This window comes from Microcoleus sp. bin38.metabat.b11b12b14.051, from assembly GCF_013299165.1.
Taxonomy (GTDB): Bacteria; Cyanobacteriota; Cyanobacteriia; order Cyanobacteriales; family Microcoleaceae; genus Microcoleus.
The window spans coordinates 1-21,745 of sequence record NZ_JAAFKD010000052.1; the positions used below are offsets into that span (position 1 = coordinate 1).

Genomic DNA, 21,745 nt, shown 5'->3' on the forward strand with positions numbered 1-21,745 from the left:
TCAATTTAACTGGTTCACTCAAGATCATTTTTACCATCTCAATCACACAAGTCACAACTGCTGATGTCAGATTTTTTGTTTCCTAACCCTTTTAGTATAACTGGGGTTATATTTAATTGCAAGCCCCTTGGAGGGGTTGGGAGGATGCCATAGTGTTAAACCACAATTTATCTTTTGTCCCACTGTACCTAGAACGTTGAGGTCGATCGATCTGTCAAAAGGCATGAAAAATCCTGCCTGTGTTCCCTGTTACCAATTGATTATTGTGCAGAATTTCCTGGCAAGATAGCAGTAGTTCCCATTTCTAACCCTGAATGTGCCTCAATTAGGCTAGATAGCTGTGAGAAATATTTCCTCCCAAAAATCTCAAATGCACTGGGTATGGAGCCTCCGGCACCGGCTCTTTGTATCTGTTCTGTTCGCTATTGCAGTAGCTCTTTTCCTACCGCGCGACTATCTCCCCCTGACTCGCACACTGTGCATTTGGAACGCGGGCGCCGTCAATTTCCTGATTTTGACTTGGATACTCATGCTCAAAGGCACTCCCGAACTGATGCGCCACAACGCTCAGCAGTTGGACGCCGGCCGCTTGGCAATCTTAAGCACGATTACAGGAGCAGCTTTTGCCAGCTTTTTAGCCATCTTCTTCCTGCTGCGGGATACCAAAGGCCTGCCCCCAAATTTGCTATTACTGCACTTAGGGCTTTCCGTGCTGACCATTGTTGGCTCCTGGATGCAGGTACACACTATCTTCACCATGCACTACGCGCACAGCTACTACGGAAACAGCAGCAAGCAGCAGGGAAGCTACTCGCAGGCGAATGGTTTGGATTTTCCCGGCGACGACGAACCAGACTACAAAGATTTTTTATATTTCTCCTTTGGGATTGGGATGACTTGCCAAGTCGCAGACGTGCAGACAACTTCTCGTTCAATGAGATTTCTCGTGCTTGTTCACAGCGTGCTGTCGTTCTTTTTTAACACCGCTATTCTAGCCATGAGCGTCAATATTATTGCGGGATTAAATGGATAGACTTCTGTCTCAGTGGTAAATAGGGTTGACTTCCATAAAAGTTATCAGTCAAGAGGTACGTCGTTCCATAAATGTCAGCATACTGTGATATATGAGTCGCGCCCTTATGGCATAAATACTATAACTCAATAAAATATTAATAAGTCATTTATGGAATTTAAATAACTTCAAATTAAACAATAAATAAGACAGAGGGATTTATTGTGATATTTATCCCAGAAAATGAGACGGTCATATCTGCGATCGCTAGCGAAATCATGACGCCATGAATTTAGGCTACAATATAATTACCAGTCATAACAAATCAATGTGAGTGGAATTAACCGTGAACTTATTCTCTAAACCAGAACCAGTCTCATTGATCAACATCTCCCCCGAACTCAAAAAACAGAAAGCGAAGAAATTGTCCATCTCTTTAATGATATGGAAACAATAGAAAGAGTCACCGCAGAAATCAAGAGTACAGGGGAACGCACAGCAGCGGACGATCCAGAAGACAATTATCAACGTTATGGATTGTACTTTTCAGAACCAATTGGTTATATACTAAAAGCAGACGGTACTCGGATACAACTAGAATATGGTGAAATAAAAATCAAAAAAACCACAGGTAAATATCATGTCATACCTCGCACAAGACCCCGTACAAGCTACTAAAGTCAGTCAAGAATCACAGCAAGAGACTGAGTGGGAGTTTGCGGAAATCTGGGCTGATACTCTGATATCTCCTCCTTATATCCTGATGTTAGTTAAGGAAAAATCAGGAAAAATTTTCATCCATAACCCAGCACAAAATTATAAAGTTATCTTTGCCAGTGACAATTACGAATCTGCTAAAATGTGGCTCTTAGAGGAGGAATACGAGCGTTTGAATAGTCGGATTTTGCAAGAAGTATAATGGAGCAAATGTTTTTCAGATTTAATACGTAAAGATGTGAAGATAATTTAGGATAAATTACGAAGTAAAATAAATCATGAATTTAGAGCAAGCAGTTTTAGATAAGTTGCGGGCATTGCCACCGGAGAGGCAGCAAGAAGTTTTAGATTTTGCAGAATTTCTTCAGCAAAAAAGTCTTGTTAAACGACCGCTCAAGAGTGCCAAAGGCTTGTGTGCTGACTTGAAAGTAGATATTACGGAAGAAGACATTGCCCAAGCCAGACAAGAAATGTGGGGGAACTTTCCCAGGGAGATTGTTTGATGCCCTCATTTGATTGTGTTACAATCAATAAATAAAAGGATAAGATTCTGTCCAGCAACAACGAGTATTACATACCAGCATTATCTCTGACACAACAAACAATACACGGAGAAGATATCCCCTTACCAGATCCACTCGCAGAAGGACAACCCCATACAACACTTGGAAGAAGAGATGGAAGCGATCGTATTTGTTACCGCCAGTCAGCAACCTTTCCTTCGTCAACTTGGCAGAAAGCTAATGGCTATGATGTGCCTTGGGGTAGAGTGGATTGGACGGATCACGATCGCCCATTCGATCATCCCAACCCCCATATCCACGAATTTCGCTACAATTGGGAGCAAAAAAGATGGGAATGTGGATTGCCAAAATTTTGGTGGTATCCCAGAGATGTTGATTAACTAAAGGAGAAATTATGGATGCCTGTTTTGAAATATTGCTTTCTACAAGACAGACTCTTGAGTATTTAGAATGCTATCAGGAAACTTTTACTTGGGGTGATGTAGAATATCCTCAAGGTGAAAAATATTACCGTTGGGGCAAACATATAAAATTAGTAGAGCGAGAAATCCCGCCCCATATAATTAAGCTTTTGCCTCCAGCCTATGGAAATATGGAATGGCTAAATTTTTCGGTGCAAGGGAAAGGATTAGACTTGTTAGAATCTGAGGTGAATGGCTCAGAGATAGATTGGGAAGGTAAAAGTTTTGATGATTTTATCAAGTTGATGCTGACTGAGCAACCTCAGTGGATTGTAATATTTGAATGGCACTGCGATCGAATAGATATTACATACCAACAGAATGTTAATGAGTGTATTTGTCAGATTAAAAATAACTTGAAATGGGAAAATAAGAGAGAGGGATTTTTAGTGATGTCTATACCAGAAAACGAGATTAGCTCATCTACGATGGTCGGTGAAATTACTCGCCCGGAATTTATGCTACAATTTAATTGCCAGTCATAACAAATCAAGATGAGTGGAATTGACCGTGAACTTACTCTAGAAACCAGAACCAGTTTCAGTGACAAACATTTCCCCAGAGCCCAAAAATCTGAAACTGAGTGGGAGTTTGCGGAAATCTGGGCCGATACTCTGATATCTCCTCCTTATATTCTGATGTTAGTTAAGGAAAAATCTGGGAAATTTTGCATCCATAACCCAGCACAAAACTATAAAGTTATTTTTACCAGTGACGATTACGAATCTGCTAAAATGTGGCTTTTAGAGGATGAATACGAGCGTTTGAATAGTCGCATTTTACAAGAAGTATGAAGGGATGCAGCTAAAATATTGCTGATCAACTCAAGTGGGACTTACCTCCAAGGGCAGAATTAGCAGTAGAGGGGTGAGATTATAGGGCATTGTGCTAAACTAAGAGTCGGAGTGCATATATATATTCCCTATGACTAACCAGCGCCTAGCATCCTTCCAAACAGCCTTCCAGAATCTTCAGTTACTTCCTTTAGTTACAGTAGAGCAACTGAATAAATTTCATGTGGAATATGGCACTGAGATTTTAGAAGAATTGGAGCATTTGGTTGAAGATTGCTCACCAGACAATAACAAAATTATTTTTACAGGGCATCGTGGGTCAGGCAAATCGACATTGCTGGGTCAATTTTGCCGGGACACGCAGAATCGCTACTTTGTAGTGTTCTTTTCAATTTCTGACCTGATTGAAATGTCAGATGTGAATCATGTTAACATTTTGTTTGCTATGGCAGTAAAGCTGATGGAAGCAGCAGAAGAACGCCAGATTAAAATCGGTTCTAAAACAAAAAAAGCTTTTTATCAGTGGTTTAGTAAGCATACACGAACTGAGGGAAGTTCAGTTGATTCTACCATTGAGCTAGAAACGAGTGGAGAAGCTGGTGTCAATGCTTTGTTTGTGAAATTTTTTGCCAAATTGAAAGCGACGTTGAAGGCAAACTCTGTGATTCGTGAGGAAATTACGACTGAGTTTTCGAGACGGATTTCAGACTTGATCGATCGCATCAACGATATCGCTAGTGCGATTCAAGCGGCGTGCGGAAAAGAAGTTTTGGTCGTGATTGATGATCTTGATAAACTCGATCTAGAGATTGTCGATCGCGTTTATCGAAATAATATTAGTGCGTTGTTTCAGCCTCAATTTCGGATTATTTATACAATTCCAATGGCAGCCACACGAGATATGTCATTGCGAGGAATTATTCAGAATGCTACGAATAATAAGATTCAATCGATGTGGGCGACAAAGTTGTTTCCCCGCGGAGGAGATAGAGTTCCCAATGCCTCTCCTGTCGCAGAAGCTGTAAAAGTATTTGAGAAAATTCTTTATAAGCGAATCCCCAAGGAGTTGATTGCACCGGAAGCAACTCAGATGATGATCGTAAAAAGTGGTGGTGCATTGCGAGAATTTATTCGTTTGGCTAGTCTGTGTTGTGGGTTATGTTTGAAGCAGTTACGTCGCACACCAGACAACCAAGATTTGAAAATTACGTCTGAGATTTTGCAAAATGCTATTAAAGACTATCGGATTAATTTAACAGAACCTCTTGGACAAAACCGCTATCAAATTCTAGTTGATGTATACCAAAATTATTTACCCAAAGATGGAATAGATCAGGATTTCTTAGATTTATTGCACACACTCTACATCCTAGAATATCGCAATGACGATTTGTGGTTTGGAGTTCATCCAGTGGTTCAGGAAATATTGCAGCGGCGTGGATTAATTGGAGCGGAGGGGTAAATGCTTGACAGTGAGATCGTGGACGTTCTATCGATCAATGAGGATAGTTACGATGGCCTTGTCTCTTTAATTGAAGCAAGTAAAGGTGTATTGTCATTGTTGATTGCTTCTTGTAAACCGGGAGATTTTCAAACTCAGATTATCAATCGTTACGAGGCGGAACTTGCTCCTAATATCTCCTGTTATCGAGTGGTGTTGAATCAAAAAGAACCGAGTCTAAGAGCTGCGTTGGAGCAACTGGTTAAGGATTGCCCAGAGTTAAAAGAACCCCACCTATCAGCCACAATTACTGTAACGGGAACGGAGGCTTTGATGGAGTTTGTGTCACAAGCTGACTCTGATCATCGGTCGGAGTTAAGCCGTTTTTTCGGCTATTTGCAATGGACGCGGGAGGGATTACGGGAATTTCTTTATCCGATCGTACTTTGGGTAACACCAAATATTCTGAGTCGCTTGAGTCGGGAAGCGCCCGATTTTTGGAGTTGGCGGAGTGGCGTATTTCGATTTGTGTCGCCTGCGGTGGAAGCAACGAGTGTAGTTAACAGGAATGGGGAATTTTCTCTGCTGATTGAGCCTGAGAGAAGAGAGACTTTACCGCTAGATGAACTGTTAGATCAGGTAGAAAATCTGGAACAACAAGCGATGGAAACTCCTGCATTAGCAACGCTATACAATCGAGTTGCTAATGCTTATGCAAGCCTGGTAAACACGCGCCAACCAGAGGATTATTCACAGGAGATAGATCGGGCAATTCATTTCTTTGACAAGTCACTTGCTTTGCAAAGAAAATTGAACTTACCCCAGGCGGAGTCTGACACTTTGTTAGAGTTAGGTGATATTTACCGTGACTTAGGATTGTGGGAACGGGTATTGAATCTATATCAGCAGTCTTTAGAAATTGCTAGGAGTTTGAAAGATAGCCTACGAGAGGCGGCTGCTTTGTGGCGACTGGGGAATTTTTACCAACAATATCCTCTAGGCGATCGTGCGGATAATTTGGAACTGGCGATCGCATCTTACACTGCGGCATTATCCGTCTACACCCGCAAAGCCTTTCCCGAAAAATGGGCAACGACGCAAAATAATCTGGGAATTGCCTACTCTAACAGAATCAGGGGAGAGAGGGCTGATAATCTGGAACGGGCGATCGCCTGTTATGAAGCAGCTTTACAAGTTTACACCCGCAGAGCTTTTCCCGAAAAATGGGCAACGACTCACAATAATTTGGGAAATGCTTACTCTAACAGAATCAAGGGAGACAGGGGTGATAATTTAGAAAGGGCGATCGGCTTTTATGAGGCTGCTTTAAGAGTTTATACCCTTGAGGATTTCCCTGAAGATTGGGCAATGACTCAAAATAACCTAGCTGCTGCCTACAGTGACAGGATAAACGGTTCCCAGGCCAAAAATCTGGAAGAGGCGATCGCATCTTACACTGCTGCATTAACCGTCTACACCCGCAAAGCCTTTCCCGAAAAATGGGCAACGACGCAAAATAATCTGGGAATTGCCTACTCTAACAGAATCATGGGAGAGAAAGCAAAGAATATCGAAATGGCGATCGCATTTTATGAGGCTGCATTAACCGTCTACACCCGCGAAGCCTTTCCCGAATATTGGGCCACGACGCAAAATAATCTGGGAATTGCCTACAGTAACAGAATCTACGGTTCGCGGGCGGATAATCTGGAACTGGCGATCGCCTGTTATGAAGCAGCTTTACAAGTTTGCACCCGCAAAGCCTTTCCCAAATATTGCGTAACGATGCAAAATAATCTGGGAGAAGCCTACAGTAACAGAATCTACGGTTCGCGGGCGGACAATCTGGAACTGGCGATTGCCTGTTATGAAGCAGCTTTACAAGTTCGCATCCGCACAGCTTTTCCCGAAGATTGGGCAACGACTCCAAATAACCTAGCTATTGCCTACAGTAACAGAATCTACGGTTCGCGGGCGGATAATCTGGAACTGGCCATTGCCTGTTATGAAGCAGCTTTACAAGTTTGCACCCGCACAGCTTTTCCCGAAGATTGGGCAACGACGCAAAATAATCTGGGAGAAGCCTACAGTAACAGAATCTACGATTCGCGGGCGGATAATCTGGAACTGGCGATCGCCTGTTATGAAGCAGCTTTACAAGTTCGCACCCGCACAGCTTTTCCCGAACAATGGGCAATGACTCAAAATAACCTAGCTATTGCCTACAGTAAGAGAATCTACGGTTCGCGGGCCGAAAATCTGGAACAGGCGATCGCATCTTACACTACTGCATTATCCGTCCTCACCCGTGATGCTTTTCCCGAAAAATGGGCAACGATGCAAAATAATCTGGCAACTGCGTACCATAACAGAATCAGGGGAAAGAAAGCAAAGAATATCGAACTGGCGAAAAAGTGTTATGAAAATGCTTTAACAGTTATAACTCTTGAGGCTTTCCCGCGAGAGTATACAGAAACTTTGTTTAATTTAGATAATCTTAATCGAAGCAACAAGTAAGGGCAATTAGCTGATGATATCTAATGTAGAGATTTGATTGTGTCACCAAATTTCGTTCCCTACGGCAACTCCAGTATCAATCTCAGTATGAACATTCTCTGGCGTTATTGCCTCGATTAGTTCATCAAGCGAATACCGCCGACGAGTTATAGGTTCGATCGTCAGTTTGCCATCTATCAAGACAAGCTTTACTTCAGAACCCTCAGCCAAATTAATCTCTTTAGCTAAATTTTGTGGAATCCGAATAGCAAGACTGTTTCCCCACTTTGCGATCGTCGCAACCATAGCCTGAACCTCTAGCTAGTGATATCACTCTCAGGAATTTACCCTTTCTAAGAGAATGTATATACAGAGTATCTACAGTGTAGCGACTCAGCGGATGTTTGACAAGCGCAGAAAGTCTGATAAAAAAGCAAATCGCCCTTTCTCTCAAACAACCAAAGACCGATCGCCCTTTTCACCCAAATTTCGACCTACGCACCCCAACAAAAGAAACCGGGTTTTTTACTAAATCTGCCGTTTCAACGCAGTATCTTCGCAAAAAACCCGGTTTCTGAACTCTCAGGCGCAACTACTATTAGTGGTTGTGTCCGTGCCCGCCGTGAGAATGTCCATGATCCCCATGAGAATGCTCGCCATGAGAATGCCCGTGCGCTTCATGAGAGTGCACATGATCGCGGACAACCAAATTCGGATTAACCGCGATCGCACTTTCACTCAACAACGCTTCAATTTGAGGATTAGCCCACTCAGCCGCCATTTTCAGGAACTCAGGATGGTCATTTACACAAGGTAATTTGCGGTAAGTAACTCCTTGACGCTGTTTCTGCAAACCCTCAATAATGTGGTCAACATCTAACAAAGTTTCGTGATTTTCTGTCGCAAATCCGATCGGCATAAATACGATCGCAGTTGCACCCAAATCGATCAAATTCTTCGCAGCCAACGTCGCATCCGGCTGTGTCCATTCAATCAGCGGTGTATCGTGGTTCAGCCAGCCCACCGAAATCAAAGGATAGCGATACATCAAACGTTCCCGCACGCGATCGTACAAAGCTTGACTTTCCACAATTCCCGAAGTGAAGCCCTTCGCCTTGTGCGGACAACCGTGATTCATCAGCACGATTCCAATCTGAGAAGGCAAATGCGCTACTGCTAAATCGTTCTTAATTTCTTCTTCAACCAAATCCGCCATTAGCTGGATATAAGCCGGTTCATCGTAAAAAGAAGGAATGTAGCGCTGTCCTGTTACCCAATGTTCTTTACCATCAAAGGTTTGTGCTAAAGCATTGTTTACCTGTTCCACAGCAATCCCGCTGGTGAAAACAGAATCAACAACCAACAGCGGATAAATCAGAATTTTGTCAAATCCTTGTGCTTTAATTTGCGGGATTACTTGTTCCGGCAAAAACGGCGCGCAAAAGTTAAAAGCTTTGAACACTTTTACTTTATCACCCCATTTTTCCTGCAAATTCTGTTCAATCCCGGCGCGCTGCTGTTCAAAAATTGCATTGTGCGGCGACACGAATTGACCGTGTTGGTGACTCCATTCGTGCAAGTCAAAAATTGCCAGAATCTTTGCTAGCGGCGGATAAATCCAATTCGGTACCGGCGCAAACTTTGCAGTCAGTAAATTTAAAGCTTGTTCGTTGTAGTTGGCAAAATCGTCGTAGCTTTCGACTTCGCCGTAACCCATCAGCAAGACTGCAACGCGATCGTTACTTGCAGGTGCAGCAGATGTTTTGAACTCGATTTTTTCTGGAGAAGCAACCACTTTGTATTCCTCAATTTTATTTATTCTAAGAGATGCAGACAGAATGAAGGGTAAATCTGAGATTTTACATTTTTGGCGATCGCACGAGTTGCGCGCTGGGCTGATTCCCGGTTTCTGCACCGATACTTCCGGGCTAAACCTCTTAATTTATCCTAGAAACCGGGTTGATGAGTATTAGTCCTAAATCGGCTTTTTGGTTCCGACCCGAAACTCGTAGGGTGGCTAGAACTAGAATCAGACTTCACTAAGCCTGACAGGAAATGGGGTTAGGGGGGATAAGTTTTATGTTTTCTTAAGAGTTTCTCGCCTTGCCTCCGATTCCGCAGGTTTGGAGCGTTCCCAGTGTTTATTTTGGGGGGATATTCTTCAAACTTCGTGCTATCATGAGCTTAACATCCTATCCCCCCGTATGGCATATAATTAGTTATAGTGTACAATAAAGTAAAGTTATGTTAAGCTCTTGATTAATTTTATTGAAGCACAATGAGACTGGTAATTTGCCCCGGAATCCACGACCCAAAACTCACTGATTGTTTCCTAGAGGGACTTTCGGAAGTTTGGGGAAACGTAGAACCCCGGCAAAATACCCAGACATTTCACTCTGTTAAGATTTTTCCCGCTCATAAACATCCAGCTTTTTCAGCGATTGACATATTTCACTTTTTGTGCAGTCAAGAGTTGGCAGGAGAAAGTCTAGTATTTGTCAGTTTTTCGGCTGGGGTAGTCGGGGCGATCGGGGCGGCGTGGATGTGGCAACAAATCGGCGGCAAAGTCGGGGCATTTATTGCTTTAGACGGTTGGGGAGTACCCCTGGGGGGCAATTTTCCGATCCACCGGCTCAGCCACGATCGCTTTACACACTGGAGTTCGGCTATTCTCGGCAGCGGTGGAGAGAGTTTTTATGCCGATCCAGCGATCGCCCATTTAGATTTGTGGGGCCAGCCCCAAACGGCAACAGGCTGGCACGTCAGCCCAACTGCGGGCATTGAGACAGTCGCACCGACAACAGCAGCAGAATTTTTAGTCCACCTATTGAAACATTACGGAGTCCAGTCAGTTGTTTAATTTAGATTTAGCATCATCTACGATCGCACCTATTGCTACCGTTTCCCGCCTAGACAATTCTGTCACTTCTGACAAAACCAACAGCATCAAACAATGGCTAATATTTAGCGCCTCAGCATTCTTAGTCTCAATTCCCGTCTTCGTGCAAGCACCATTAGTTAGGTTGTATCCAACCATCAGCTTGCTCTCAACTATTCCCTGGTTCGTCCTCAGTTTAATTCTAATTTTCCGCCCTAAAACTCAAGTTTGGGGAGATTTATTATTAGGATTTGCCGGATGTTGGCTGGCAGGTTCCATCTATTGGGGCTGGTTTAGATGGGAACCAATTCTGCACTTACCTATAGAAGCAATTGGTTTGCCGTTTGCTATTTGGTGCTTGAACAAATCTTGGGGAAAAGTTGGCGCATATTTTTACTTGGGTTCGTTATTTGGTACAGCCATTACTGACTTATATTTTTATTTAACTGGTTTGATGCCCTACTGGCGCAAAGTCATGCACGCGGAACCGGAATTTGCGATGCCGATTTTCCAAAGTGCGATCGGGCAAATTGACACTCCTTGGGGTATTGGTTGGGCTTTAGTTTTAATTACTGTGTTGCTAACAGTCGGTTTGCTGAGTTTGCGCGACAAGCAATTGCACTGGCGGGCTTTCAGCGGAGCAGTTTTGAGCACGCTTTTGGTGGATGGTTTATTTTGGATCGCAGCTTCCGCCGCTTGAGATTTATGCGGATTTTTGACCGCAGATGTGGGCAGATTGACGCGGATGGAGGCAGATTTTTTTGATATGGGTATTTAGTTAACGATCGCGAGCTACAATCTAAAATCTGAAATCTAAAATCCAAAATCTAAATCATGGCTTTCCTTTCAGTTCGCGGTGTAGAACATTATTTCGAGTGGATAACAGCAGACAACAGCGCCCAACCCAGTGGCAAACCAGTTATGGTATTCCTTCACGGCTGGGCTGGCTCAGCCCGCTACTGGGAAAGCACAGCCCGCGCTATTGCTGATGATTTTGATTGTTTGCTGTACGATATGAGAGGTTTTGGTCGATCGCCCTTACCGCCATCACCACCAGAGTCTAGCTACGAACTCGAAACCTACGCCCGCGACTTAGCCGAATTATTAGAAGCTCTGAATTTAAGCCGCGTCTTTCTCAACGCTCACTCCACAGGAGCATCGGTTGCTACTTTATTTCTCAACCTTTACCCCGAAAAAGTAGAAAAAGCAATTCTCACTTGCAGCGGCATTTTTGAATACGATGAGAAAGCCTTCACAACTTTTCACAAATTCGGCGGCTATGTGGTCAAATTTCGCCCGTCTTGGCTGGCTGCGATTCCGTTTGCCGATCGCATCTTTATGGCCCGATTTTTACGCCGTTCCCTCCCCACAGCGGTTAGTTTGGCATTTCTCAAGGATTTCTTAATGGCAGACGAGGAAGCTGCGATCGGTACAATGGTAACAGCAGTTAGCAAAAGAGCAGCCGAGGAAATGCCCGCAGAATTCGCACGGTTGAGCGTCCCGACGCTGCTGGTAGCCGGAGAATTCGATCAAATTATCCCCGCCGCGATGGGAGAGCAAGCAGCTTCCCTGAGCAAAAAAGTAGAATTTGTTATAATTCCCAATACAGCTCACTTTCCAATGCTGGAGGATGCCGCAACATATTTGCAGTTAATCCGGGACTTTTTGCCAGCAGCAGCTTAGCTGAGTTATAGTGCATCAAATGTACGATCGGACAAACAAGCTTTTACAGCAGCTTTTGCTCCGATCTTAATTTTTAATTCCTAATTTCTTAAAGCGAAAGGTGGTAATATGAACGACCTCGACCAATACTATAAAGTGCTGGGACTGTTGCCGGGAGCTTCCCGAGAAGAAATTACTCAAGCCTACAAGGATTTAGCGTTCATTTGGCACCCCGATCGCATCCCTAAAGATAATCCTAGATTACTCCACAAAGCTGAAGAAAAGATTAAGGAAATTAATCAAGCTCGCGAACAATTGCGATCGATTCAGCCAAGAGGTCAAAATCAGAACACTCAGCAAAAACATACTCAGCAAAAACATACCCAGCAACCAAACACCCAGTACAGAAACACCCAGTACCAAAATAACCAGCAACAAAACACCCAGTACAGAAATACCCAGCAACAAAACACCCAGTACCAAAATACTCAGTACAGAAACACCCAGCAACAAAACACGCAGTACCAAAATACTCAGTATCAAAACACCCAGCCGCCACCGGCGACGCCAAAAGAACCCCGCTACTCTTCCGAACCCTATTCAGGAAAACCTCCTGGCAATTATGCGGGAAATTATGGTGGAAACTATGCTACAAATCCTGCTGGGCCCTATTCCGATGCTTCCCGCTACCCATCGTCACAGCAGCAGCCATCTCAGTCTTATCGCCAAGCTGCACCACAAGCTCCCGATTTGAGCGGTTCCAACTTCAAAGGAGCTTCCTTAAAAGAAAAAGATTTTTCTGGGAGAAACTTGAGCAATTCAAACCTGAGTGAAGCTGACTTAAGTGATACTTTTCTGCACAACATCAACCTCACAGGTGCGAATTTGCAAAAAGCTAACTTGTTTAGGGCTAACCTGTTAGGAGCTTGTTTGATTAATGCCAACTTGAGAGAAACCAATTTAATTGGAGCGGATTTGAGCGGTGCAGACTTGAGCGGTGCGGATTTAACCGGAGCTAAAATCGGTTATGGCGATCGCGTTATGGTAAAACTCACAGGAGCTCGATTAACAGGTACAATCTTGCCAGACGGTACGGTGCACAGTTAACAGTTAAAGGATTTCGTTTTTCCACCGCCATCCCATAGGTTCGCCCTCAGGGCTTTGGCTCTGTGAATTTGAAGATGGCTAAAGCCCTCACCATAAACTGATATCATGTCATCTCGATTACCATAACAATGACAGTTCGTAGTACGGACTCCCTTGGGCTCTGAGGCGGAGGACTTTCGTGGCGCATTACAAACCTTACTGATTGCGGTCGATCGACCGGACATAATATGATAGCCTTGGCGCTACCGCACAAAGCGAGTTTTTGACTCGGTTGAACGACTGCAACTTGTGTATTTTCGTTCGTCGGGCCCGGTTAATCGAGCTTCTGATTGCAGCAACCGCCAAAATTATTGTTTTTTGCTTATTGTTTTTGGCTGCAACATCCGTATTAATTATATAACAGTTCTAAAAAAAATGACGTATTGATCGATCTCTCAATCCCTCAATCATTACCCTCGCCCAAGCAAGCCAATCAAAAATCAAAGCCTGTACCTCACGTTTGTGAGACTCCGCTAGATTGTGTGCGATCAATTACCATAACAAAAATCGTTTGTAATGCGGACTTTCGGGCGCACTACGAACTAATCTTACTGAGGTTAATTGAGCCTACACGATATTACTTCCGGCGGCGCAACTTTCGCCCCGCAGCCAGCATAGCGCCTCCCGCCATCAAACCCCCCACAGTCATCGGTTCGGGAACCGCCTCAGCTTTAACAGTCCCCAAAGAACCGCCTTTAATAAACACAGCAGAATCTAAATTACCGTCACCCACATCTCTAATGCGGATGCTGAGAACATTCGTTTGATTTTGCTTGAGCAACCCCTCAAAACCTAAAACCTTAGTAAAGCCGTCGAACTTAATGATTTTAGCCGCCACACCTGTCATACGTGGGTTGTCAATATAGTCCGAGTGATCTTGAGAGCGATTATCTGCTACCGGAACCAGATGACTAATGGTAACTGTTTTACCGTCGCTCAATTTTGCCAAATTAGTACCGTTGAGCAGCAGTTCAAATTGATCGTTATATTCTGAACCGCCAAACTCAGGAAACTCCTCAGAAGCAAATACATATTGAAACAACAACTTTTCTACCGTGCAATTAGCAAAAAAACTCAGGTTGAGCTGAGTCAAATCTCCTTCTTCACCCTTAGGCCCAAAGTCTGTGTTTAAATCGCTGCCGTTGGTCATGACGTTATCTTTTTGATTTTTTCCTGGTATGTTAACTACTTTACCCGTGCTGAGAACCACACCAGATTTTAAACCGAAGGGGTCATTAGTGAAAGTACCAAAAGCAGCTTCATTCCCCGTAATTGAAACAGAAAAATTGCTCAATCCCGCTGTATTAGTTCCCAATAAATTATTTTTTAAAGTCTCAATGTTATGAGTTGCTCCTACCGAAAATGCCATGACAGGGGCTGCCAAGAAGCTCATCACACCTGTTAAAGCACCTGTTAAGCCAGCTATTTCGTGAGTTTTCATCATAAATTTTTACTTAAAAAGATACGTTCACTTAATCATTAAATTTATTATCACATTATATAAATATCAATGTCTAGTGCCTTTACCATCAATTCACATATAGGTATATTCACGGTTTATCTGGTTGATTTGGTTAGGTATTTCTTGGCAGTTAGTGAGGCAATTCACCTCAGCCCAAAAATACGGGTACCAAAAAACGCACAGATTAATCATCTGATGAGTTGCAGAATGGATACCACTGAAACCCGGTTTTTGTAGGGTTGGCATCGAACGCCATCAGATTTTAGTCAAAACCAGATTTTTACCCTGGTCGATCGACCATTGAGATCGAGGCGGGGCGAATTTACTCAAGTGCTGGTAAGGCAGTGAAAATAATCGCGCATATGCCCCGAAAAAAATTGCGATTCTTGCAAAACTATACCTAATGACAGATGACTAAAACCCCCTTACTTCTCCTTCGCCGCGCGGATCGGCAGCGCCTTCCAACCAACCGTCATCAGTCAGGACGATCGCATTGGCATTTCCCCAGCCGGATCGTTCGGTAATTTGGTGTCCCCGCCTGCGTAATTCGGCAAGCGTTGCAGGCTCAAAACCTCCGCGTTCCACCATCAGGCGATCGGGCTGCCACTGATGGTGCACGCGAGGTGCGGATACAGCCTCACGCACCTTCATGTCGTAAACCAAGACATTCAGTGCAATCTGCAACACCGTGGTAATAATCGTGCTACCTCCCGGAGCCCCCGCAGCAAGGCGAAATTTGCCATTTTCTGTGACAATCACCGGCGTCATGCTGGATAAAGGAGTTTTCCCCGGGGCGATCGCATTTGCCTCACCGCCCACCAAACCAAACAAATTTGGAGATCCAGGCGCCGCGGCAAAATCGTCCATCTCGTTATTGAGCAAAATTCCCGTACCCGCCGCCACCGCCCCAGCCCCAAAACCGCCGTTTACCGTAAACGTCAAACTCACAATATTACGATCGGAGTCAACTACCGTCAGGTGCGTAGTTTCTGGCGACTCCCACGCTATTCGGCTCAAAGTTTCAGCATCAACTGCTTTCACCTCGCCCGAGGGTCTGGCTTTTGACATCTGGATTTGCGATCGGCGCAATTTGCCATAATTCCCGCTAGTCAAAGCTTTGACAGGTACCCTCACAAAATCCGGGTCGCCCAAAAACTCGGCCCTGTCAGCGTAAGCAATCCTCATCGATTCCGCCAGCAAATGCAGTGTATCTGGACTTTGCCTCCCCAACCTCTTGAGATCGGTATCGCCGAGAATATTCAGGATTTGCAACAAATGAACGCCACCAGAAGAAGGAGGCGACATCGCGCAAATTTCGTAAGTGCGAAACTTGCCACAAACTGGATTGCGCCAAATCGGCGTATAGTTTTTGAGGTCTTCGAGAGTCATGATGCCGCCGTTTTTCGCCATGTCGGAGGCGATCGCCCGCGCAATGTCCCCGCGATAAAAACTTTGGGGATTTTTCGCAATCTGCCGCAAAGTCCGCGCCAAATCCCGCTGCACCAACTTCTCCCCTGGCTTGTATAAAACGCCACCCCGAGTAAAAACTTCCCGCGCCGCCCGGTTCTTGTTTATAGCATTCGCCCGCCGCGCGACGGCCTCGGTAAACCGCGAACTCACCGGAAAGCCATTTTCAGCCAGGTCGATCGCCGGAGCCACCACCGCCGCCCAAGGCAACTTACCGTACTCGCGTTGCGCCGCATACAATCCCGCCACAGTCCCGGGAATGCCTGCTGCCAAATGCCCGTCCAGACTTGCCCTCGGGCGCACCTTGCCTTGCTTGTCCAGGTACATATCGCGCGCCGCCCGTTTCGGAGCTCGTTCCCGGAAATCCAGCGCTTGCACTGTCCCGGTTTGGGCCCGCCGCAGCAGCAAAAAACCCCCGCCGCCGATACCTGCCGAAAAAGGCTCCACCACCGAAATCGCCAAAGCCACCGCCGCCGCCGCATCCACCGCGTTGCCTCCCTGTTGCAGTACATTAAGCCCCGCAGCGCTCGCCAGAGGGTGAGCCGAAACGGCCATTCCTTGTTTGCTGCGCTGCTGGGGGTGCTGCAAGTTTGGCTGTAGCTGCTGCTGGCAGCCAAACAACACTACTGTTGTTATAAGATAAGTATAAATTCGCGGTTTGCTATATAATTTAAGTAACATTTTTTACTTGTATTTTTAGGAAATCCTACAGTATAATTTTACGGGCGTCTTCCTCCAGACCGGCTGCGGCGAGGGGCCCAATCGGGTTGGATGTTGCCTAGTCCTAACTCGGGGTGCAAGAGAAACAGAGAAATAAGGAACAGTGTGTGACAACTCAATTATCAAACAAGTTGGAAAAAGCATCTTTATTGAGCAACTACTTATCTCAAGCAAACTGATGAATGCACAAAAATTAGTTGATGAAATCTCGAAAAAAATTAACTCAACTTGTGAGCCGATTGCGGTTGGACTGCAACACATGGCAAACCTAGCATAGCGGTTTTATGCCACTTGTGAGACTTTTTAGTCGATCGGTTAAATAAAACTTACCCTGTTTGTTTGCTTAAAAATCGATCGATAGATTCGCAGCATCAAACTTGACTCCTGGGCCGCCGCGGCGCAGGACAAACAATTTGACAGCGCCGATGAACCAAACTAGATATCCCTCAAAAATCAGGTTTTTAGCAGGTATCTCCCTGTAAAAGCTACAAATTTGTGCCCTCCTTGATTTGACTGGGAGATACTATTTTTCCCAAAATAAAAGCAACTTTAGGAAAGCTGCAAACCCCGATCCGGCCAATCATCACCACTCAAAAATCTGCAATGCCAAAAGCGAACAGGCTAAGTTTGATTTCCGACGCCAAAGTGTCATAAAAATTGCCCGTAAAATTGCCTGGGGCCTTCTCCTGACTGGTGTCCCCCCTTCTGGTAGATCGCACTGAGGTGGCAAGCCTGTTATATTGGCAATACGTAGGTAAGTTTCGGGAATACAGGTATTTGCGCGTGAAGAAGTCACAGTGTCTGCTTCTAAACTCTAAGTAACCACAGCTTATCCTACACCGCTAGGCAAGCACGGCTAACTCAGGTCGATCGGACACAACAACTACCAACGGCCAAAAACTCGGATTTTCCCAGATTTCGTGTTGAAAACAATCGGAAATCGTACCTTAGCAGTAGCTGTGCTGCAACGTCTTCAATTCTCCAGTTTGGACTGAAAACCAATTTAATCGCAGTATTCAAATTCAGGGGTCATATGTGGCGAAAACTATACTTCGGCAAACAACTACCAAACCACACCTAATTCAAGTTATGAACAACGAAAAAGTCAGTGTAATTATTCCTGCATTGAATGCAGCAGACACTCTGGCCGAGGCAGTTGCCTCCGTAATCAATGGTACCCACAAGCATCTAGAAATTTTAATTGTTGATGACTACTCTACTGACGATACTGGCAAAATTGGTGGTGAATTTGCTCAGCAAGATTCCAGAATTCAATACTTCCGCAATCCCCAAACTTACGGGGTTTCTAAATCCAGAAATTTAATGATATCTCGGGCGACGGGCGAGTACGTAGCGTTTCTTGACAGCGATGATACCTGGGAACCCAACAAACTAGAAGTTTGTTTGAATATGCTCCGAGACAATCCCGAAGTCAAAGCCGTGGCTCATGCTTTGCGGTATTTAGACAAGCGCGGCAATAAGTTAAGTTATGTTCCCACCTATCCTACAACTCAAGCTCAAATGCAGGAAATTAAGGAGACAGGGGAAAGTCCTTGGGTGTTCCCGTCTTCTGTTGTAGTCGATCGCTCCATTCTGCTGCAAGAAGGCGGTTTTGCAGAAGATTGGCAGGTGGGAGAAGATACAGAATTATTTACCAAAATTGCTCAAAAGCACGGCTTGCTGGCATCCAAAGAGCCTTTAGGAAATTATCGAATTAGAGGCAACTCTCTCACAGACAAGCACTGGCTGAAAAAGCGCATAGCGGCTGATTGTGTCAAGGAAAACCAACAGCGGCGCTTGCGGGGAGAAAAAGAGTTATCGCTGGGCGAGTACGAACAAATATGCTTTAAAAATTTGCCACTGCTGAAACGGCTTAACAAATTCCGAGAAGTTTTGGCACTGCACTACATGAGAAAGGTAGGACAAAGTTTGTTGAATAGGGAAGTGGTGCCGATTCTTATTTATGGCATCGCTACCACAGTGCTCAACCCCGTCGCTACTGTCAACAAGTGGAAATGGATGAAATCTCAGGAAAAGTTGAGTAATCAACCCACTGAAGGCCTGCGTCATTCGACTGAATTAACCCCCCAGAGACAGTCGCAAATCCGAGGGTTTTCGTAAAAAATGTTGTACTTGTATGCAGGTTGTATGTAAGAAATTAAGTGATGTCAATCCACCCGGATTGCCGCAGATTAAATTAGTTTGTAGTGACGAATGCAAGTCCTCACTACAAATTTGATGCGATCGCACACAAGATCGAAATGATTAAAATTTGCGATCGACTGTTCTGGGCCACTCCTTCATGCAGTCGCCGCCTTCAATCCCCTACATCCCGAAAAAAACAGCGTCAGCCCGCTGTGCTATTCGCAGACAAAACAGTTACAATAAATAACGTACAAGTAAAAAGCTAAGTTTTTTGAATAAAAAATCGCTATCGCACCTCTCTTTTCAGCAGCAAGTACAAGCAAAATTTTCTCAAAAATTCTGCTGTGGGCCTTCTACTCGATCGCAGCAAGAGGACGATCGCCTTTTTACTTAGGATCGCAAATTAAATAACTTACAATTTTAATTGTTATTGTGGGGTGGGCGGAAGAGCCCGCCCTTGTGAGAGGGGCGGGCGGGACACCCCACAAACTTGTGCAAGTTATTAAATTTTCATTCCTTAGAAATTGATTTAATTTATGGACTGGCAAGAAATTTCAGGAAACTGGGTATTAATTCCTTCTAAACCGATCGCGATCGTACATTTTCTCGGCGGTGCGTTTGTGGCGACTGCACCCCAACTCACCTATCGCTGGCTGTTAGAGGCTTTGGGAAGTCAAGGATATGTCGTGGTAGCAACGCCGTTTGTCAATACTTTGGATCACATTGCGATCGCCCGCGATGTCCTCAACAAATTTGAAAATGCTCTCGATCGGCTGCGCGCGACTAAATTGCTCAAATCTTCGTATCTGCCAGTTTACGGTATGGGACACAGCATGGGATGCAAACTCCACTTGCTGATCGGTTCAGTGTTTGACGTAGAAAGAGCCGGCAATATTCTGATTTCTTTCAACAATTATGCAGCCTCCGAAGCGATTCCGATCGTCGAGCAAATTTCCCCCGTCTTTAAGGTAGAGTTTACCCCTTCCCCACAAGACACCAATCGCCTCGTGCAAGATAGCTATCAAATCCGGCGCAATCTTTTAGTCAAATTTAACGGCGACAACATCGACCAAACCCTGCTTTTAACTACTCTGCTAAAACAGAGATTTCCCGACATGATTACAGTTCAGACACTGATCGGCAACCATCAAACGCCCTTAGGTCAAGATGTTAGCTGGCCTGTCGGTCAAATTTTTACACCCATCGACGCGATCGGTCAATGGGTCAAACAAGAAGTCTATCGAGAATTAAATCAATTAAAACGCACAATTCTGCTCTGGCTCAACCCCTTGTCCCGCGTTTAAAAACTGCGATCGCCCATTAACCACAAAGTTCCTCGGGAAGTTGCAAAATATCATCTTCATCTTCAGTATTTGGGACAGGAGTATAATTTTTGACCATCGACAGACAGTTGCGGGCCTGGGCTGTTCTCGTGTAACTGAGACTATCTGTGATGTCTTTCATCAACTTTAAACCCCGCCCTCCGGAAGATTCAGGGTCGATTTTTTTCGACATCTCTTTAATTTTTTGCTCTAAATCAAAGGTCGCGCCCGAATCCCAAATTTTGATCTCTATACATTCAGTGCACACCGCCACCTCAATGTCAACAGGCAAATCCGGCGGTTGACCCTGGTGGGCGTGACGCACCGCATTAGTAAAGCCCTCAGCCAAGATTAACTGACAGCGTATCCACACACTGGTGGGAATTCGTGGCTCGTACAATTGTGAAAACCACGACAAAACCAGGTCTAAAGCATTTAGACCTGTCTTGACTTGAAGATCCGCTTTTTTTAAGACTTGCAACTTTTCGGAACCTTTTAATTCAATCACGCTCTGCCACTGAAATTATAGTTCCATAAAATACAGGCAAATTTAGAATTGCCTTTACTTTACGTTTTTAACTTTTTTCCCAAAAGACCGACAACTGCTAGCGCCTACATCACCAGTCCCCGTCATTCACCGGCAGGCCGGTGATTTTCCACTAATCTACAGGGCTGCTGCAGGCAATGTCTAACCGGGCAAAATTGAATGGGAGTTCGATGTACTAGGTTTTGGTGATCAGAAAGTAAATGCAACATCCAGTTATTGATTATTTACGATACCAGAAGTGGCGCTCACAAGTCAATTTGCCCCCTGCGACCCAAAAAATCCCAAAAAGTTTGTGTTCTGACCATAAACTTTTTGGGATTAGACTCTATTGAATCTTTGACCACGGCCGTGACAGGATATATCTGAGTCACCCCAGACCCTAAAACACTGGGGCGATCGATAATATATTTTTATACATTATATATATATTCGGGGCGGGGTATGTGCGGTAATGGCTAGGAGGCCCGAAAGTTGCCAAATGCCAAGGTTTTTCCATTACCAACGATCGCTCTCCGGGTTCCAAGTATCTCACAGCCAAAATTTTCTGAGATTTTGTTGCTAAGTCGAAGTCATCACGAGTATGATTAAGCAAGATACAAAATCAAGAGCTGCCATGAGGATCGAAGCCATACCCCTCAATCAGATTCGGCGCCCCCTGCCGCGAGTCAACGACCAAACAAAAGTAGCCGCTCTCATGGAATCTATCCGCGAGGTAGGTTTAAACGAACCCATCGATGTGCTAGAAGTAGATGGTCAGTATTACGGGTTTTCAGGCTGCCACCGATACGAAGCTTGTCAGCGTCTCGGTTTAGAAACTATCCCGTTTGACATACTCACCGTCCTAAAGGAGCAGCGATTCTTGTTCATGGTTCACAGAAGTCCACTTGCTACGTCAAGTCGCCCATCAGTAGTAGAGGTAGTCTTCTCCCCATGCTTTTCCTCTTCCGAGGC

Annotated in this window: 21 protein-coding genes and 1 pseudogene; 16 read left to right on the top strand and 6 right to left on the bottom strand. The window is 44.7% G+C overall.

Annotated features, from left to right (window positions below; translation table 11 throughout):
- The first annotated feature begins 370 nt into the window (after window positions 1–370).
- The 8 genes from QZW47_RS29200 (at window position 371) to QZW47_RS29235 (ending at window position 7,466) form a co-directional block, all read left to right on the top strand.
- Window positions 371–1,033, top strand: a complete 663-nt coding sequence (locus tag QZW47_RS29200; protein ID WP_293135708.1) for a DUF1345 domain-containing protein — start codon at window positions 371–373, stop codon at window positions 1,031–1,033.
- 423 nt (window positions 1,034–1,456) lie between these two features.
- A complete protein-coding gene (locus QZW47_RS29205) occupies window positions 1,457–1,690 on the top strand; it encodes a hypothetical protein (protein ID WP_293135711.1) in 234 nt (77 codons plus the stop codon).
- On the top strand, window positions 1,653–1,931 hold the full coding sequence (locus tag QZW47_RS29210; protein WP_293135714.1) for a hypothetical protein: 279 nt from the start codon (window positions 1,653–1,655) through the stop codon (window positions 1,929–1,931). The genes QZW47_RS29205 and QZW47_RS29210 overlap by 38 nt, the downstream gene beginning before the upstream one ends.
- Before the next feature lie 76 nt (window positions 1,932–2,007).
- Entirely contained in the window at window positions 2,008–2,232 is a 225-nt protein-coding gene (locus QZW47_RS29215) for a DUF2281 domain-containing protein (protein WP_293135717.1), read from the top strand.
- A gap of 415 nt (window positions 2,233–2,647) precedes the next feature.
- Complete coding sequence (locus tag QZW47_RS29220; protein ID WP_293135720.1) at window positions 2,648–3,199, top strand: hypothetical protein; 552 nt, start codon at window positions 2,648–2,650, stop codon at window positions 3,197–3,199.
- A 9-nt stretch (window positions 3,200–3,208) separates the two neighbouring features.
- Window positions 3,209–3,508, top strand: a complete 300-nt coding sequence (locus QZW47_RS29225; protein WP_293135722.1) for a hypothetical protein — start codon at window positions 3,209–3,211, stop codon at window positions 3,506–3,508.
- A 130-nt stretch (window positions 3,509–3,638) separates the two neighbouring features.
- Window positions 3,639–4,970, top strand: a complete 1,332-nt coding sequence (locus tag QZW47_RS29230; protein WP_293135725.1) for a P-loop NTPase fold protein — start codon at window positions 3,639–3,641, stop codon at window positions 4,968–4,970.
- Window positions 4,971–7,466 carry a tetratricopeptide repeat protein gene (locus QZW47_RS29235; RefSeq protein WP_293135728.1) on the top strand — a complete coding sequence of 832 codons (2,496 nt, stop codon included), beginning with the start codon at window positions 4,971–4,973 and terminating at the stop codon, window positions 7,464–7,466.
- A gap of 42 nt (window positions 7,467–7,508) precedes the next feature.
- On the opposite strand, the gene QZW47_RS29240 is transcribed toward QZW47_RS29235, so the two are convergent.
- Both QZW47_RS29240 and QZW47_RS29245 read right to left on the bottom strand, forming a co-directional pair.
- The gene (locus QZW47_RS29240) at window positions 7,509–7,751 is read right to left on the bottom strand and encodes an AbrB/MazE/SpoVT family DNA-binding domain-containing protein (protein WP_293135731.1); all 243 of its coding nucleotides are present in this window, start codon (window positions 7,749–7,751) and stop codon (window positions 7,509–7,511) included.
- Between the two features lie 292 nt (window positions 7,752–8,043).
- The gene (locus QZW47_RS29245) at window positions 8,044–9,240 is read right to left on the bottom strand and encodes a ferrochelatase (protein WP_293135734.1); all 1,197 of its coding nucleotides are present in this window, start codon (window positions 9,238–9,240) and stop codon (window positions 8,044–8,046) included.
- A gap of 43 nt (window positions 9,241–9,283) precedes the next feature.
- On the opposite strand from QZW47_RS29245, the gene QZW47_RS29250 reads away from it, so the two are divergent.
- From QZW47_RS29250 to QZW47_RS29270, 5 genes are all read left to right on the top strand, one after another.
- Window positions 9,284–9,418, top strand: coding sequence for a hypothetical protein (locus tag QZW47_RS29250; RefSeq protein ID WP_293135737.1), 135 nt, complete (start codon window positions 9,284–9,286; stop codon window positions 9,416–9,418).
- A gap of 305 nt (window positions 9,419–9,723) precedes the next feature.
- Complete coding sequence (locus QZW47_RS29255) at window positions 9,724–10,305, top strand: hypothetical protein (RefSeq protein WP_293135740.1); 582 nt, start codon at window positions 9,724–9,726, stop codon at window positions 10,303–10,305.
- Entirely contained in the window at window positions 10,298–11,023 is a 726-nt protein-coding gene (locus QZW47_RS29260; RefSeq protein ID WP_293135743.1) for a DUF3120 domain-containing protein, read from the top strand. The genes QZW47_RS29255 and QZW47_RS29260 overlap by 8 nt, the downstream gene beginning before the upstream one ends.
- Before the next feature lie 134 nt (window positions 11,024–11,157).
- Window positions 11,158–12,006 (top strand): alpha/beta hydrolase, encoded by an 849-nt coding sequence (locus tag QZW47_RS29265; protein ID WP_293135746.1) that lies wholly within the window; start codon window positions 11,158–11,160, stop codon window positions 12,004–12,006.
- 108 nt (window positions 12,007–12,114) lie between these two features.
- Window positions 12,115–13,092 carry a pentapeptide repeat-containing protein gene (locus QZW47_RS29270; protein WP_293135749.1) on the top strand — a complete coding sequence of 326 codons (978 nt, stop codon included), beginning with the start codon at window positions 12,115–12,117 and terminating at the stop codon, window positions 13,090–13,092.
- Window positions 13,093–13,708: 616 nt separating this feature from the next.
- On the opposite strand, the gene QZW47_RS29275 is transcribed toward QZW47_RS29270, so the two are convergent.
- Both QZW47_RS29275 and ggt read right to left on the bottom strand, forming a co-directional pair.
- Window positions 13,709–14,575: a choice-of-anchor L domain-containing protein gene (locus tag QZW47_RS29275; RefSeq protein WP_293135752.1), complete on the bottom strand. Its 867-nt coding sequence runs from the start codon at window positions 14,573–14,575 to the stop codon at window positions 13,709–13,711.
- Window positions 14,576–15,007: 432 nt separating this feature from the next.
- A complete protein-coding gene (gene ggt / locus QZW47_RS29280) occupies window positions 15,008–16,741 on the bottom strand; it encodes a gamma-glutamyltransferase (protein WP_293135755.1) in 1,734 nt (577 codons plus the stop codon).
- A 1,128-nt stretch (window positions 16,742–17,869) separates the two neighbouring features.
- Here ggt and QZW47_RS29285 point away from each other — a divergent pair.
- Window positions 17,870–18,901: a glycosyltransferase family 2 protein gene (locus tag QZW47_RS29285; protein ID WP_293135758.1), complete on the top strand. Its 1,032-nt coding sequence runs from the start codon at window positions 17,870–17,872 to the stop codon at window positions 18,899–18,901.
- 560 nt (window positions 18,902–19,461) lie between these two features.
- Window positions 19,462–20,229, top strand: coding sequence for a DUF1350 family protein (locus QZW47_RS29290; protein WP_293135761.1), 768 nt, complete (start codon window positions 19,462–19,464; stop codon window positions 20,227–20,229).
- Between the two features lie 16 nt (window positions 20,230–20,245).
- Here the strand turns inward: QZW47_RS29290 and QZW47_RS29295 are convergent, their stop codons facing one another.
- Both QZW47_RS29295 and QZW47_RS29300 read right to left on the bottom strand, forming a co-directional pair.
- The gene (locus tag QZW47_RS29295; protein ID WP_293135764.1) at window positions 20,246–20,755 is read right to left on the bottom strand and encodes an anti-sigma regulatory factor; all 510 of its coding nucleotides are present in this window, start codon (window positions 20,753–20,755) and stop codon (window positions 20,246–20,248) included.
- Window positions 20,756–21,173: 418 nt separating this feature from the next.
- Complete coding sequence (locus QZW47_RS29300) at window positions 21,174–21,326, bottom strand: hypothetical protein (RefSeq protein WP_293135767.1); 153 nt, start codon at window positions 21,324–21,326, stop codon at window positions 21,174–21,176.
- Window positions 21,327–21,407: 81 nt separating this feature from the next.
- Here QZW47_RS29300 and QZW47_RS29305 point away from each other — a divergent pair.
- Window positions 21,408–21,614 (top strand): annotated as a pseudogene (locus tag QZW47_RS29305) (sulfiredoxin); the annotation flags it as partial.
- Between the last annotated feature and the right edge of the window lie 131 nt (window positions 21,615–21,745).